Below are 15,582 nucleotides of genomic sequence, written 5' to 3' on the forward strand. Positions count from 1 at the left end.
CTCCTGTTCCTTCACGTTCCCAAGCGGTTCGGCCATTCGGGTCTGGCCGCGCACCGCCAGGCGCCTCCGGCTTCGAGTCGGAAGAGCGCGCTGCGCGGGCCTCCTCGTGGCGAGGAGGCGGGCTTACCGTTTCCCAGGACGACATGACTTTCGACGAACTTCAGCTTCACGAGACCCTTCTGCGAGCCGTCAATGCAGAGGGCTACACCACCCCCACGCCCATCCAGGAGAAGGCGATTCCCCACGCCCTGCTGGGCAAGGACGTGCTGGGCGTGGCCCAGACGGGCACGGGCAAGACGGCGGCGTTCGCGCTGCCCATCCTCCAGCGGTTGTCGGCGAAGGCGCCGGCGGGCGGGGCGCGGCCGGTGCGCTGCCTGGTGCTCACGCCGACGCGCGAGCTGGCCGGGCAGGTGGGGGAGAGCTTCATGACCTACGGCCGGAACCTGCCGCTGCGGCACGCGGTGATTTTCGGCGGCGTGGGGCAGGCGGCGCAGGTGCAGTCGCTGCGCAACGGCGTGGACGTGCTGGTGGCGACGCCGGGTCGTCTGCTGGACTTGATGGACCAGGGCTTCGTGTCGCTGCGCTCGCTCGAGGTGTTCGTGCTCGACGAGGCGGACCGCATGCTGGACATGGGGTTCATCCACGACGTGCGCAAGGTCATCAAGGCGCTGCCGCTCAAGCGTCAGACGCTCTTCTTCAGCGCGACGATGCCGCCGGAGATCGTCGACCTGTCGCGCAACATCCTCACGGACCCCATCCGCGTGGAGGTGACGCCCGTCTCCAGCACGGCGGAGACGGTGACGCAGCAGGTGTACTTCGTGGAGCGCGAGCAGAAGCGCGGCCTGTTGACGCACCTGCTGAAGGACGAGGCGCGGATTCCGCGCGCGCTGGTCTTCACGCGCACCAAGCACGGCGCCAACCGCGTGGCGAAGCAGCTCGAGCAGGCCGGGGTGTACGCCGCCGCGATTCACGGCAACAAGAGCCAGAACGCGCGCGAGCGCGCGCTGGATGACTTCCGCTCGGGGGACATCCGCGTCCTGGTCGCCACGGACATCGCGGCGCGCGGCATCGACATCGACGGGCTGAGCTTCGTCATCAACTACGACCTGCCCAACGTGCCGGAGCAGTACGTGCACCGCATCGGCCGCACGGGCCGCGCGGGCGCGACCGGGACGGCCGTGTCCTTCTGCGACGCCGAGGAGCGCGCGTACCTGCGCGACATCGAGAAGACCATCCGTCGGTCCGTGCCGGTGGTCGAGGAGCATCCGTACCGCTCCGGTAGCCCGGCGCCGCGTCCCGCGGCCTCTGCCTCGGTGCAGGCGCCCTCGCGGGGGCCGGCGCCCGCGGCCCAGGCTCGCGGCGGGCGACAGGGCCAGCAGGACGGTGGTGGTGGTCGTGGCAACGCCCCGGGGAACGGCTCCCGGCGTCGTCGTGGCGGCCGCGGCCCCGGCGGCCAGGGGCGCTCCGAGGGGAACCGCTCGGCGCGTCCGGGTGGGTCGGGGGCGGGTCGCGGCAACGCACAGGCCCCTCGCGGTCCGAGCGCCGCGCCACGTCCGGCGGGTGCCAATGCGGCGCCGCAGGCCTCCGTGCCACCTCGCGCCGAGCCGCCTCCCGCGCGCCGTCAGGCGCCGAAGTGGCTGTAGCTCGCGTGTACATCCCCGCCCGGTGACACATCGGTCGTCACCGGGCGGCTGTGAACGTGCGAGTGTTGTAATTCAAGTAAATCAGGCGTAGCGTGTGGGTGTATCGAAGGCTCATGGAGTCGGGTGACTCCATGGCGCGGTGCCGTGTGCTCGAGTCCGTGAGCGCGCCGCCGCGTGCAGTCTCTCGAGTGCCACCCCATGCCGGTGCCTGACCCATGAAAAAGCTCGTGTCGTTGGTGGCGTGTCTGCTGCCCCTCGTGGCGCTCGCGGACAACGCCATCGTCGGAAACCTGCGACCCGTGCAGGGCTCCATCGAGACCTATCTCGTCGAATGGGAGTCGTGGACCCAGGCCCACGACAACTACGCCAACGTCAGCTGGAGCGTCGCGGGCGGGACGCTCGTCGGCGCGGACAAGCACTCCGTGGTCATCCTGTGGGACACGGCCCCCAACAACCAGGACATCGTCGGGGGCATCGAAGTCTACGAGGACCTGGGTGGACAGTCCGGCTCCGCCGCGCTGGACGTCGTGAACCCCAACGCCAGTTCGTCGAAGTTCTGCGAGGGCGCGCTCGGACAGCCTGCCGCCTTGGTGGACTTCGGCAGTGGCCCCAATCCAGGGCCTGCGTTGCCTGTGGGGGCCACCACGTATCTCTACAACCCGAGTTGCGCGATCAGTCCGAACGAGTACACGCGCACCAACAGCTCCGTGGCGTGCAGGGCCAACTGGCACGGAATCCCGAGCGACCACACGCCGGGCGATTCGAACGGCTACTTCCTGATGGTCGACGCGAACGAGTCCCTGGGGGAGTTCTATCGGACCACGGTCCAGGGGCTGACCTCTTCGTTCCGGTATGAGTTCTCCGCCTGGGTGGGAAACCTGGTCAACGTGGAGGTGGCTGATTGGCAAGACCCCTCCATTCAATTCGAGCTGCACAGCGGAGGAACCGTCATCGCGAGCAGCGCGAACATCACCGTGCCGTTCACCTCGCAGTTCGCGTGGCGGAAGGTGGGCTTCATGTTCGACCTCCCGGTCGGCGTGACGTCGCTTGACGTCGTGGTCGTGAATCGCCACGGAGAACACAACGGCAACGACCTGGTGCTCGATGACATCGCCTTCGCGCCGTGCTTGCCGCCCATCGTCGCGTCATTCCAGAGCGGCATCGTGGTGGACAAGGCGCACGTCTGCACGCGTGGCTCGGTGAGTCTCCACGGATGGTGGCCATCCTCCAGCCCGTATTCCTCTCCAGCCTTTCAATGGCAACGGAGCTACGACAAGGGTGACAGCTGGCACGACATCCCTGGTGCCACGTCACTCGCGGCTTCGTACTCGGAGCCGTCGGCGGGCATCTTCCAGTATCGATTGAAGGCGTTCGAGGCCGCGAATCCGTACCAGTCCATGGTGTCGAATTCGCTGACCCACTTCGTACAGCGGATGGTGGTGGAGCCCATGCGGGAGCCGTGGCTCTCCTGCAATGGCAGCAGCATCTCCCGCCTCCTCATCCCGAAGTTCTCCTTGGAATTCGCGGACCCGTTCCGCCCCCAGAGCCCGAGCTTCAACTGGTCGCCGGGGACGTACCTCAGCTCGACGACGGCGCAGGTGCCGACCCTCTCCCTGCCAGCGCTCGGTGCCCCGCCTGCACCGACCGACCCTCCCGCCCCCGCCGTCGTCCACGAGTACATGTTGACGGTGGCGGACAGCGTCTCGGGGTGCTCTGGCGCTGCGCCGCAGATCATCGAGCAGCGCAACCCGCGCAAGGTCGCCGTTCCCAGCGCGTTCTCGCCGGACGGCAATGGCATCAACGACCTCTTCAGGCCCCTCAACATCGAGGACTATCCCGGGTCCAGGTTCTGGGTCTTCAACCGATGGGGCGAGAACATCTTCTACTCCGAGGGACGCACGCTCCTGGACTTCTCGTGGGACGGCACCTACCAGGGCGAACACCAGCCCGTTGGTACGTATGTCTGGCGCGTGCAGCTCAGCGACTGCCACGACAACATCATCAACGGCTCGTCGGGTGGCAGTCTGCCGTACGGCAATGTGACGCTGATCCGCTGACCGGGAGGCTCACTCCTCCCGGCCGCCCATGGCGCTGATGGTGCCCTGGGCCACGGCGACCAGCGTCTCCCGTTCGGAATCCACGGCGAACACGTCGCACTGGCACACCGCCTGGCGCCGCCCCACGTGGACGGGGCGCGCCCGGGCGATGAGGCGCGTGCCGACGGCGGGGCGCACGTAGTTGATCTTGAACTCCGACGTCACCACCGGCGCCCCCTTCATCGCGATGCCACCGGCGAAGGTGAGGGCGTTGTCCGCCATGTAGCTCAGCACGCCCCCGTGGGCGAAGCCGTGCTGCTGCTTCATGTCCTCGCGCAAGGGCAGCTCCAGCACCGCCTCGCTCAGCGTCAGGCGTGTCAGCTTCGTCCCCATCATCTGGCTGAAGGACTGCTGCGCCAGCACCGCGTTGCCCAGCTCCATGAAGGACTCCATGGCTCCTCCCATCATGATTAGAACATCGTTCTAGAATGACGTTCTATAGTAGGGTGAGGGCATGCGCAACCCGGGGAGCCGGAAGGAAGACGTCCTCAAGGCCGCGCTCGAGTGCTTCCTGGAGGCGGGCTTCGAGGGCACGACGATGGCGGCCATCCGCGCCCGTTCCGGAGCCAGCACGGGGAGCATCTACCACCTGTTCGAGAGCAAGGACGCCATCGCCACGGCGCTCTACCTGGAGGTCCTGGAGGAGTACCACGAGGGGGCGTTGCGGGAGCTGCAGCGGCTGCCGGGCGCGAAGGAGGGTGTCGAGGCGCTCGTCCGCTTCCACCTGGAGTGGGCGCTCGCACACCCGAAGCAGGCCCGCTTCCTGTTGGTCGCGCGCCGCATCTCCGCCATCTCCGGCTCCGAGCCCGGCATCCGCGACCAGAACCGCGGCACCTTCGGGCGGCTTCGTGAGTGGCTGCAAGGGCACGTCCAGGCCGGGGCCATCGAGCCGATGTCGCTCGACGTCTTCCTGGCCATCGTCTACTCGCCCGCGCAGGAGCTGCTGCGCGAGTGGCTCACCGGGCGCGCGAAGTCGGACCCGAAGGCGTCCATCTCCGTGCTGTCGCGCGCCGCCTGGCGAGGCGTGGAGCGCGGCGGGGCTCCGCGCCCGGGGAAGTGACGCGGGCCCTCCGCGCGGTGGCGCGCGAAGGGCCTCGTCGCCGCACTACATGTTGCGACGGTACTGCCCGCCCACCTCGTACAGGGCGCGGGAGAGCTGGCCGAGCGTGCAGACCTTACAGGCGTCCATCAGCGCGGCGAAGATGTTGCCGTTGTCCAGCGCCGCGCGCTTGACGGCCTCCAGCGCCGCCGGCGTCGTCTGGGCGTTGCGCTTCCAGAAGGCGTCGCGCGCGGAGATGGCGTAGTCCTTCTCCTCCGTCGTGGCGCGAATCACCTCGGGCGGCTGCACCGTGGGCGAGCCCTTCGGGTCGAGGAAGGTGTTCACGCCGATGATGGGCAGCGAGCCATCGTGCTTGAGCGTCTCGTAGTAGAGCGACTCCTCCTGGATCTTCGACCGCTGGTACATGCGCTCCATGGCGCCCAGCACGCCGCCGCGCTCGGAGATGGCGCGGAACTCCGCCAGCACCGCCGCCTCCACCAGGTCCGTCAGCTCCTCCACGATGAACGAGCCCTGGTTGGGGTTCTCGTTCTTGGAGAGGCCGAACTCCTTGTTGATGATGAGCTGGATGGCGAGCGCACGCCGCACGCTCTCCTCCGTCGGCGTGGTGATGGCCTCGTCGTACGCGTTGGTGTGCAACGAGTTGCAGTTGTCGTTGAGCGCCAGCAGCGCCTGGAGCGTGGTCCGGATGTCGTTGAAGGCGATCTCCTGCGCGTGCAGGGACCGGCCCGACGTCTGGATGTGGTACTTCAACTTCTGCGAGCGGTCGTTGGCGCCGTACTTGTCGCGGAGGGTCTTCGCCCAGATGCGGCGCGCCACGCGGCCGAGCACCGTGTACTCGGGGTCCATCCCGTTCGAGAAGAAGAACGAGAGGTTGGGCGCGAAGTCGTCGATGTGCATCCCGCGCGACAGGTAGTACTCGACGAAGGTGAAGCCGTTGGCCAGCGTGAAGGCCAGCTGGGAGATGGGGTTCGCCCCGGCCTCCGCGATGTGGTAGCCGGAGATGGACACCGAGTAGAAGTTCCGCACCTTCTTGTCGGTGAAGTACTGCTGGATGTCGCCCATCAGCCGCAGGGCGAACTCGGTGGAGAAGATGCAGGTGTTCTGCGCCTGGTCCTCCTTGAGGATGTCCGCCTGCACCGTGCCGCGCACCTGCTGCAGCGTCGACGCGCGGATCTTCTCGTACACGTCCCGGGGCAGCACCTCGTCGCCGGACACGCCCAGCAGCAGCAGGCCCAGCCCGTCGTTGCCCTGCGGCAGGTCACCCTGGTAGCGCGGACGCGGCAGGCCCCGCTCCTGGTAGAGCGCGTCGATCTTCTTCTCGACCTCCTCCACCTTGCCGTTGGCGCGGATCCACTTCTCGCACTGCTGGTCCACCGCGGCGTTGAGGAAGAAGCCCAGCAGCATCGGCGCGGGGCCGTTGATGGTCATCGACACCGACGTGGACGGGTCCGCCAGGTCGAAGCCGGAGTAGAGCTTCTTCGCGTCGTCCACGTTGGCGATGGACACGCCCGAGTTGCCCACCTTGCCGTAGATGTCCGGCCGGTGGTCCGGGTCCTCGCCGTACAGCGTCACGGAGTCGAACGCCGTGGACAGGCGCTTGGCGGGCAGCCCGCGCGAGACGTAGTGGAAGCGCTTGTTGGTGCGCTCCGGGCCGCCCTCGCCGGCGAACATGCGCGCGGGGTCCTCTCCCTCGCGCTTGAGCGGGAAGACGCCCGCGGTGAACGGGAAGGCGCCCGGGGCATTCTCACGCAGCAACCACAGGAGGATGTCGCCCCAGTCCTCGTAGCGGGGCAGGGCGATCTTCGGGATGCGCAGGTGGGAGAGCGACTCCGTGAAGAGGTCCAGCTCGATGACCTTGTCGCGAACCTGATACTGGTACTTCGCCGCCGCGTAGCGGCGCTTCGTCGCCGGCCACTCGGCCAGCAGCCGCCGGCACTCCGGGTCGAGCCGCGTCTCCAGGTCCTTGTACAGCTCCACCAGCTCGGTGAGGTACGCGGGCTCGCCCTCGACGCGCTCGGTGACGTGCACCACGTCCGACGTGTCCTTGGGCTCGACGATCTCCAGCCGCTTCTTCCCCACGTTGGCGCGCAGCGCCTCGATGGTGCCGTGCAACTGGTACATCCGCCGGGCGATGGCCGCCTGCGCGCGGGCGAACTTGTCGTACGCCTCGCACGTCTCGACGATCTCCGCCAGGTAGCGGGTGCGCTCGGGCGGGATGATCCACTTCTTCTCGCTCATGCCGGGCGTGGCGGCCAGCTTCGACTCGAGCGGGGCGCCCGTCTTGCGCGCCACGGTGTCCATGATGGACCGGTAGAGCTGGTTCATCCCCGGGTCGTTGAACTGCGACGCGATGGTCCCGAACACGGGCACCGCGTCATCCGCGGTGGTGAAGGCGTTGTGGTTGCGCTTCCACTGCTTGCGCACGTCGCGCAGCGCGTCCAGCGAGCCGCGCTTGTCGAACTTGTTGATGGCGATGATGTCCGCGAAGTCGAGCATGTCGATCTTCTCGAGCTGCGTGGCGGCGCCGTACTCCGCCGTCATCACGTAGAGCGAGGCGTCCGAGTGCTCGGTGATCTCCGTGTCGGACTGACCGATACCGGAGGTCTCCACGATGATGAGGTCGAAGCCCGCGGCCTTGCAGACCTCGATGGACTCACCCACGTGCTTGGACAGGGCGAGGTTGCTCTGTCGGGTCGCCATGGAGCGCATGTACACGCGCGAGTTGTCGATGGCGTTCATGCGGATGCGGTCGCCCAGGAGCGCGCCGCCCGACTTGCGCTTGGACGGGTCCACGGACAGCACCGCGAGCGTCTTGTCCGGGAAGTCCGCCAGGAAGCGGCGCACCAGCTCGTCGACGAGGCTGGACTTGCCCGCGCCGCCGGTGCCGGTGATGCCGAGCACGGGGACGCGCGGTCCCTGGGCGCGCGCCTTCTGGAGCGCGTCGCGCAGGGCATCACCCACGGCGGAGAAGTTCTCCGCGACGGTGATGAGCGACGCGATGCGCGAGGGCTCGCGCGCCGGCCGGGCCGCGAGCGCCTGCGCGAAGTCCGCGGGGCGCTTCTCGAAGTCGCACTCGGCGATGAGGTGGTCGATCATCCCCTGCAGGCCCATGGCCCGCCCGTCGTCCGGGGAGTAGATGCGCGTGACGCCGTACGCGTGCAGCTCTTCAATCTCGCTCGGGAGGATGGTGCCGCCACCACCGCCGAAGACCTTGATGTTCGCCCCGCGCTGCTTCAGCAGGTCGATCATGTACTTGAAGAACTCGACGTGGCCGCCCTGGTAGGAGGTGATGGCGATGCCCTGGGCATCCTCCTGGATGGCGCAGTCGACGATCTCCGCCACGGAGCGGTTGTGCCCCAGGTGGATGATCTCCGCGCCAGAGGCCTGCATCAGGCGGCGCATGACGTTGATGGCCGCGTCGTGCCCGTCGAACAGGGAGGCGGCCGTCACGATTCGCACGTGGAATCGCGGCTTGTAGGGCATGGGAACGGAGGTCAACTGGACGTTTCGCACGCCGCGTACAGTAGGAGCGCGGTGGGGGACGGGCAAGCGATTGAAGCGGGCCCGCCCGTCACACGACGCGGGCTGTCAAGCCCTCGATTCCGGGAGGAATGCGCCCAGCACGCGCAGTGCGGCGGACGTCGGCGTGGCGCGTCCGGCGCGCACTTCCGCCTCCAGCGTGGGGACGAGGGCGGCCACGGTGGGGTTCGCATGCAGGGCCGCCCGCAGGCCGTCCTGCACCATGGCCCACATCCAGCCGATCTGCTGCTCCGTGCGTCGACGCGTCAACACGCCGGACGCCTCGCGCTTGCCCAACTGGGCCTCCACGGACGTCCACAGCCGGTCGATGCCCAGGTTCTGGAGCGCGCTGCAGGTCGTCACCTCGGGCTCCGAGCCCGGCCGCATCAGGTGCAGCGCCGCGCGCAGCTCCGCGCGGGCCCGCTCGGCCTTCGTCTGGTTGTCGCCATCCGCCTTGTTGACGACGAGCATGTCCGCGACCTCGAGGATGCCGCGCTTGATGCCCTGCAGCTCGTCGCCCGCACCGGCGAGCATCAACACCAGGTAGAAGTCCACCATGTCGGCGACCACCGTCTCCGACTGGCCCACGCCCACCGTCTCCACCAGCACCACGTCGAAGCCCGCGGCCTCGCACAACAGCAGCGTCTCGCGCGTCTTGCGCGCGACCCCGCCCAGCGTGCCGCTGGAGGGGCTCGGCCGGATGTACGCGGCCTCCTCACGGGACAGCCGCGCCATGCGCGTCTTGTCCCCCAGGATGCTGCCGCCGGACACGGTGCTCGACGGGTCGATGGCGAGCACCGCGACGCGCCGTCCCGCGCCCACCAGGTGCATGCCCAGCGCGTCGATGAACGTGCTCTTGCCCACGCCCGGCACGCCGCTGATGCCCACGCGCCGGCTGCCGCCCGTGTGGGGGAGCAGGCGCGTGAGCACCTCCTGGGCCAACGCCTGGTGGCGCGGGTGGCCACTCTCCACCAGGGTGATGGCCCGGGCGAGCACGGCCCGGTCTCCCGCGCGGACGCCGTCGACGTAGGCGTCCGCCGTCAGCAGCTTCACGCCTCCTCCTCCTGCGCGGCGGCCAGCTTGCCGAGCAGCTCGATGGCCGCCTTGGAGATGACGGTGCCGGGGCCGAAGATGGCGGCGGCGCCCGCGGCGCGCAGCGCGTCGTAGTCCTGCGGGGGGATGACGCCGCCCACGACGACCATGATGTCCTCGCGGCCCAGCTCGCGCAGGGCCTGCTTGAGCTGGGGCACCAGGGTGAGGTGGCCGGCCGCGAGCGAGCTGGCGCCCACCACGTGGACGTCGTTCTCCACCGCCTGCCGCGCGGACTCCTCGGGCGTCTGGAACAGCGGCCCGATGTCCACGTCGAAGCCCAGGTCCGCGAACGCCGTGGCGATGACCTTCTGCCCGCGGTCATGTCCGTCCTGGCCCATCTTCGCGATGAGGATGCGGGGCCGGCGGCCGAAGCGGGCGAGGAAGTCGTCCGCCGCCGCGCGCGCCTCGGTGATGCCCTGGGCGTCCTTGCCCGCCTCGCTCGAATACACGCCGGAGACGCTTCGCACCGTGGCCTCGTAGCGCCCGAACACCTTCTCGAGCGCGTCGCTGATCTCCCCCACCGTGGCCTTCGCCCGCGCCGCGTCGATGGCCAGCGCCAGCAGGTTGCCCTCGTTGCGGCGGCCCGCCTCCGTGAGCGCGTCCAGCCGCCGGCGCACCTCGGCCGCGTCGCGCTCGGCGCGAAGCTGCTTGAGCCGGGCGATCTGCGCCTCGCGCACCGCGGTGTTGTCCACCTTGAGGATGTCGATCTGGTCCTCTCGCTCGGGCGGGTACTTGTTCACGCCGATGATGGCCTGCCGGCCCGAGTCGATGCGCGCCTGGGTGCGCGCGGAGGCCTCCTCGATGCGCAGCTTGGGCAGGCCCGCCTCGATGGCCTTCGTCATGCCGCCCAGCGCCTCCACCTCCTGGATGTGGCCCCAGGCCTTCTGGGCCAGCTCGTGGGTGAGGCGCTCCACGTAGTAGCTGCCGCCCCACGGGTCGATGACGCGCGTGGTGCCGCTCTCCAACTGGAGGTAGAGCTGGGTGTTGCGGGCGATGCGCGCGGAGAAGTCCGTGGGCAGGGCGATCGCCTCGTCGAGCGAGTTGGTGTGCAGGCTCTGCGTGTGGCCCTGGGTGGCGGCCATCGCCTCCACGCACGTGCGCACCACGTTGTTGAACACGTCCTGCGCGGTGAGGCTCCACCCGGACGTCTGGGAGTGGGTGCGCAGCGCCAGGCTCTTGTCGCTCTTGGGGTTGAACCCCTTGATGAGCCGGGCCCAGATCATCCGGGCCGCGCGCATCTTCGCCACCTCCATGAAGAAGTTCATGCCGATGGCCCAGAAGAACGACAGCCGGGGCGCGAACGCGTCCACGCCCAGCCCCGCCGCGAGCCCCGCGCGCACGTACTCCACGCCGTCCGCGAGCGTGTAGCCCAGCTCCAGGTCCTGCGTCGCCCCCGCCTCCTGCATGTGGTAGCCGCTGATGCTGATGCTGTTGAAGCGCGGCATCTTCTCCGCCGTGAAGCGGAAGATGTCGCCGATGATGCGCATCGACGGGCCCGGCGGGTAGATGTACGTGTTGCGGACCATGAACTCCTTGAGGATGTCGTTCTGGATGGTCCCGCTGAGCTGCTCGGGGCGCACGCCCTGCTCCTCGGCCGCGACCACGTAGAGCGCGAGCACGGGGAGCACCGCGCCGTTCATCGTCATCGACACGCTCATCTGGTCGAGCGGGATGCGGTCGAACAGGATGCGCATGTCCTTGATGGAGTCGATCGCCACGCCCGCCATGCCCACGTCGCCCGCGACACGCGGGTGGTCGCTGTCGTAGCCCCGGTGCGTGGCCAGATCGAACGCGATGGACAGGCCCTTCTGTCCGGCCGCGAGGTTGCGGCGGTAGAAGGCGTTGGAGGCCTCGGCCGTGGAGAAGCCCGCGTACTGGCGCACCGTCCACGGCTGCTGCACGTACATGGTGGCGTAGGGGCCGCGCACGAAGGGCGGCAGGCCCGGCAGCGAGCCCAGGTGCTCGACGTCCGCCAGGTCCTCGGCCGTGTACACCGGCTTGACGGGGATGCCCTCCGGCGTGTCCCAGCGCTCGGCCTGGCGCGTGCTGGCGGTGGCGCTCGCGCGCTGGGTGTCGCGCGTGGCGGCGGTGGGCTGCGTCTGGGGGGCGTCGAAGTCGAGTCCGGCGAAGTCGGGAACGTGCGTGCGCATCAGGCCACTCCGAGCTGCGCGTGCAGCGAGGACAGGAGCGCGAACAGGTCCGCGCCCGCGAAGATGAACAGGTCCACTCCGGCCGCGCGGAACGCGGCCTCCTGGTCGCCGGGGCGGCCCGCCACCACGACGGCGCGCGCGCCCTTCGCCTCGAGCGCCGCGGTCAGCGCGGGCACCCACTCCGGATAGAGCGCGTCCGGGCCGGAGATGACCGCGAGCGAGGCGCCGGACTCGGCGAAGCGCTGGGCCGTCTCCGCCACGTCCGCGAAGCCGTGCTGCTCGCGCGCCTCGATGCCGCCGGAGGCGAGCGCGTTGACGACCCACGTGGAGCGGGCGGTGTGCTCGGCCACGGTGCCCAGGCTCGCCATGAAGGCGAACGGGCGGGTGCCCTTCGCCGCGAGGTAGCGGTCGCTCGCGTCGCGCAGCGACTCGAAGGCCTCGGCCACGCGCGTGGGTGCGAGGCCCGCGCCGGAGGGCGCCGCCGGGCGGGAGGGCCGCTTCACCGGCGCCTCGCCCAGGTGGGGGAACTCACTGACGCCGACGATGGGCTGCCTGCGCGAGCGCACCGCCTTGTCGCGCGCGGCGCGCGTCTCCGCGAGGACCCGGGCGATGTCACCCTGGGCCAGGGCCTTCTCCATGCCCCCGAGCGCTTCGATGCGGCGCAGCTCCGTCCACGCCGCGCGGGCGATGTCGGAGGTGAGCTGCTCCAGGTAGTAGCTGCCGCCCGCCGGGTCCGCGACGCGGTTGAGGCTGGACTCGTCGCGCAGGATGAGCTGCGTGTTGCGCGCGAGCCGACGCCCCATCTCGTCCGGTGTCCCCAGGGGCGCGTCGAAAGGGGACGTGCTGACGCTGTCCGCGCCCGCGACGACGGCGGCGAACGACTCCGAGGTGGCGCGCAGGATGTTGACCCACGGGTCGCGCTGCGTCTTCGTCGCGCTCGCGGTCCGCGCGTGCAGCACCATGGCCTGCGCCTCGGGCGAGCCGCCCGACGCCGCGACGACCTTGGACCACAGGAGCCGCGCCGCGCGCAGCTTGGCGATCTCCGGGAAGAACTGGCCTCCCACCGACAGGGCGAACTGGATGGCGCGCGCTCCGGTCTCCGGCGCCACGCCCGCGCGCTCCAGGCCACGCAGATACTCCACGCCCGTGGCCATGGCCCATGCGAGCTCGTGCACCGACGTGGCGCCCGCGTCCGCGTAGGCGCGCGTGGACACGAGCACGGGGCGCAGGTTCGGAGCGGTCTCCCGCAGGCTCGTCACCAGGGGCGCCGCCTCCGCGAGCGTGGTGGCGGCCCCGCCCGGCAGCGCGCCGGAGCGCGCGAGGATGCCGAGCGGGTCGATGCCGAGCGACCCCTGGAGCGCCTTGCGCGGGACGCCCACCTTCTCGGCGACCGCCAGCAACTGCGGGGCGAACACGAGGGGCGTCGCCTCCGGCTCCAGGTGGACCGGCGTCTCCGCGAGCCGGACGGGGGCGAGCAGTCGCTCCAGGTCGCCCTGGCTCCGCACGGGGATGCCCTGGGCCTCACCCAGGCACAGCCAGACGGCGAGGGCGCCCTTGTCCAGGTCCACGCGGAGCGCCTCCGCGGCGGCGACGACGTCGGGCTCGGCGTACTCCTGGCAGACGAGCCAGCCACCCTCGGTCTGTCCGAGCGGCTGCGTGCCCCGCACATACGGCGCGACACCCGGGGACTCCGGGGTCGCCTGGGCGGCGTCGGCCTGCGTGTAGAGCGGCTGGAGCGTCAGCCCGCCCTCGAGAGCGGACTGGAGCACCGTGAAGGGCTTGCCCTTCAGGTCCTTGTCCACGAGCCGGCGCCACTCGTCCACCGAGGGGGCCTTGAACTCCTGGGCGATGTGAAGAGGCACCTGCGACATGCTGTGTCCTCGCGAATGGGGGAGGCGCCGCCAGGGGCGGGCCGTTTTCCCGTTCCCTTAGGCGTAAAGAGGCGTCGGGGCAATGGCGAGATGGCGGTAAACGTGGTGCGCACGCCACCCAGCCCTGCCAATAAGCCCGGGGCCCTCTTTCGGAGGAGGGTGGGGGCGGGGGCGCGGCGGGGAGGAGAGGCCTGCCAACAAGCCGGTGCGTCCGTCGGGGCGGGGGCTGCGGTTCTCACCACGTGCCGGGCAGGGAAGCGGTTGCATCCGTGGTGGGGCCGAGAGATGTCTCGCGATGCACTCGGAGCGCGGCCACCCATGACCCAGCAGCAAGACGACCTGCTCACGCTGATCCGCAAGATCCAGAGCCATCATTTCATCGAGACCTACGTCAAGCCGGTGCGCGAGGCGGAGTACGTCGAGCGCCTGACGGAGGAACAGGCGGAGAACGCGGTGACGCTGGCCAGCATCCGCCAGCTCCTGGACTCGGGCGTGCAATTGGACTTCGAGGACATGAACCACCACACGCCGCTGCTCAACGCCGTCACCCACAACAACGTCGAGCTGATCCAGCTCCTGATGGCGCATGGCGCGGACATCCGCGCGCCCCACCACTACGACACCCCGCTGCACCGCGCCGCCGAGTTCGGCGCGGACCGCGTCGTCCGCTTCCTCATCGAGCAGGGCGTGGACCCACGTGTGCCTCTCCCGGGGGGCCGCACCGTCCTCTCCACCGCGCGCGGTTCGCGGCACAGCCGGAGAGTGGTGTCGCTGTTGGTGGAATTGCTCAAGCCGACCAAGTCCCAGCGTCCGCCCCCACCCAAGAAGGCGAAGGACCTTTCGGAGGAGGCCGTCCTGCGCTACCTCTCCGCCGAGCCCCCCGCGGGAGTGCGCGCCCAGTCGTGGGACAAGCTCCGGTTGCTCATGGAGGGCGTCTTCGTGGAGGCGCACTCGGTCAACCTCGACGAGTTCTACGAGGGCATCCACGAGCATGCCTCGTTCCACCCGGACCTCGTGTTCGCCGCCGTGGGCCTCATCCAGGCCGTGTCCACGCGCGCGCCCAAGGACAAGAAGGTCAAGAAGCTCTCCAACCCCATGCTGTGCCACCACGGCAACCTGGAGCTCGACGGCAAGCTGACCGTCGGCTCGCTGCTGGTGACGGGCAACCTGACGGTGAAGGGCCTCGCGACCAACTTCGAGGGGGCGCCGCTGTTCGTCGGGGGCCACTTCACGTGCGAGACCTTCAAGACGGTGGGCCCGGTCGTCATCGGTGGCGACCTCCAGGCCACACGGGTCGAGGCGTCCGGCAACGACTATGGACTGGAGGTTCGCGGCACGCTGCGCGCGGACTCGCTCGTGGTCGACAAGCACCAGGTGACGGCCGGGCGCTTCGACGTCGAGGAGCGCGTCGACACGTGACGGCCCGTGAGACATGAGTACAGATGTCTCACGGGAGTCGAGGGCGACCGAGGTCGCCTGGGCGCAGACGGGACGGAAATTTGTTTCATTCCCGGCTCGACGAACGATGGGGGAGGGCGAGTGAGCAGGTGCGTCATGGGCTGTCGCGCTCGCCAGCTTCCCTCATGACGACGAACCTCCTAGGGTGGCCCTCCACATGGCAACCGAAGTCATCGTGCAGGCCACCCTGTTCGACTCGTTGGTCCGCTGCGCGCCCATGGATGGTGCGCTCCGTGCCGACCTCCTCGCCGCGGGATACGACGTGGACCGGCCGCGCGCGCTCTATCCGGGCTCCGTGTTCATCGCCTGCCAGACGGTGGTGCAGCGCGCGGCGTACTCGCACCTCGGGCCGAAGGCCGCCCAGCGTCAGATGGGGCGGGACCTGGTGCGCTCGTACTTCGAGACGCTGGTGGGGCGCGTGGTGGGCATGGCGCTCAAGGTGGCGGGACCGGAGCGGGCGATGAAGCGGGTCGCGCTCAGCTTCAAGTCCGTGTTCGAGCCGGTCTACATCCAGACCCTCATGCTGGCGCCGAGCGATTGGCGCGTCGAGTTCCGCAACTACCCCTTCCCGCATGAGTCCGCGGCGGGCACCTGCGAGGGCGCCCTTCGCCAGGCGGGCGCGGAGAACCCTTCCGTCGAAGTGGAGCGCTCCACCTCGGCGGAGGACTTCGACCTGCGCATCCGCTGGTAGCT

At 69.6% G+C, this 15,582-nt stretch carries 10 protein-coding genes; 5 read left to right on the top strand and 5 right to left on the bottom strand.

The window, feature by feature from the left end; all coding sequences use genetic code 11:
• Positions 1–143 precede the first annotated feature (143 nt).
• Positions 144–1,643 carry a DEAD/DEAH box helicase gene (locus tag LZ198_RS15945; protein ID WP_253972823.1) on the top strand — a complete coding sequence of 500 codons (1,500 nt, stop codon included), beginning with the start codon at positions 144–146 and terminating at the stop codon, positions 1,641–1,643.
• Between the two features lie 215 nt (positions 1,644–1,858).
• Positions 1,859–3,700: a gliding motility-associated C-terminal domain-containing protein gene (locus LZ198_RS15950; RefSeq protein ID WP_253972824.1), complete on the top strand. Its 1,842-nt coding sequence runs from the start codon at positions 1,859–1,861 to the stop codon at positions 3,698–3,700.
• 9 nt (positions 3,701–3,709) lie between these two features.
• On the opposite strand, the gene LZ198_RS15955 is transcribed toward LZ198_RS15950, so the two are convergent.
• Complete coding sequence (locus LZ198_RS15955; protein ID WP_253972825.1) at positions 3,710–4,147, bottom strand: PaaI family thioesterase; 438 nt, start codon at positions 4,145–4,147, stop codon at positions 3,710–3,712.
• 46 nt (positions 4,148–4,193) lie between these two features.
• Between LZ198_RS15955 and LZ198_RS15960 the strand changes: the two genes are divergently transcribed.
• Positions 4,194–4,799, top strand: a complete 606-nt coding sequence (locus tag LZ198_RS15960; RefSeq protein WP_253972826.1) for a TetR/AcrR family transcriptional regulator — start codon at positions 4,194–4,196, stop codon at positions 4,797–4,799.
• A gap of 45 nt (positions 4,800–4,844) precedes the next feature.
• Here LZ198_RS15960 and LZ198_RS15965 read toward each other — a convergent pair whose 3' ends face one another.
• The 4 genes from LZ198_RS15965 to LZ198_RS15980 form a co-directional block, all read right to left on the bottom strand.
• Positions 4,845–8,312: a methylmalonyl-CoA mutase family protein gene (locus tag LZ198_RS15965; protein ID WP_253972827.1), complete on the bottom strand. Its 3,468-nt coding sequence runs from the start codon at positions 8,310–8,312 to the stop codon at positions 4,845–4,847.
• 75 nt (positions 8,313–8,387) lie between these two features.
• Entirely contained in the window at positions 8,388–9,371 is a 984-nt protein-coding gene (gene meaB, locus LZ198_RS15970) for a methylmalonyl Co-A mutase-associated GTPase MeaB (RefSeq protein ID WP_253972828.1), read from the bottom strand.
• Positions 9,368–11,560: a methylmalonyl-CoA mutase gene (gene scpA / locus LZ198_RS15975; RefSeq protein ID WP_253972829.1), complete on the bottom strand. Its 2,193-nt coding sequence runs from the start codon at positions 11,558–11,560 to the stop codon at positions 9,368–9,370. The genes meaB and scpA overlap by 4 nt, the downstream gene beginning before the upstream one ends.
• Positions 11,560–13,431, bottom strand: coding sequence for a methylmalonyl-CoA mutase family protein (locus LZ198_RS15980; protein WP_253972830.1), 1,872 nt, complete (start codon positions 13,429–13,431; stop codon positions 11,560–11,562). Before LZ198_RS15980 ends, scpA begins: the two co-directional genes overlap by 1 nt.
• Before the next feature lie 318 nt (positions 13,432–13,749).
• On the opposite strand from LZ198_RS15980, the gene LZ198_RS15985 reads away from it, so the two are divergent.
• Together LZ198_RS15985 and LZ198_RS15990 are read left to right on the top strand one after the other, a co-directional pair.
• Positions 13,750–14,850, top strand: a complete 1,101-nt coding sequence (locus LZ198_RS15985; RefSeq protein WP_253972831.1) for an ankyrin repeat domain-containing protein — start codon at positions 13,750–13,752, stop codon at positions 14,848–14,850.
• A gap of 196 nt (positions 14,851–15,046) precedes the next feature.
• Positions 15,047–15,580: a DUF2378 family protein gene (locus LZ198_RS15990; protein WP_253972832.1), complete on the top strand. Its 534-nt coding sequence runs from the start codon at positions 15,047–15,049 to the stop codon at positions 15,578–15,580.
• Positions 15,581–15,582 lie beyond the last annotated feature (2 nt).

The organism is Myxococcus dinghuensis (genome assembly GCF_024198235.1).
GTDB lineage: Bacteria > Myxococcota > Myxococcia > Myxococcales > Myxococcaceae > Myxococcus > Myxococcus dinghuensis.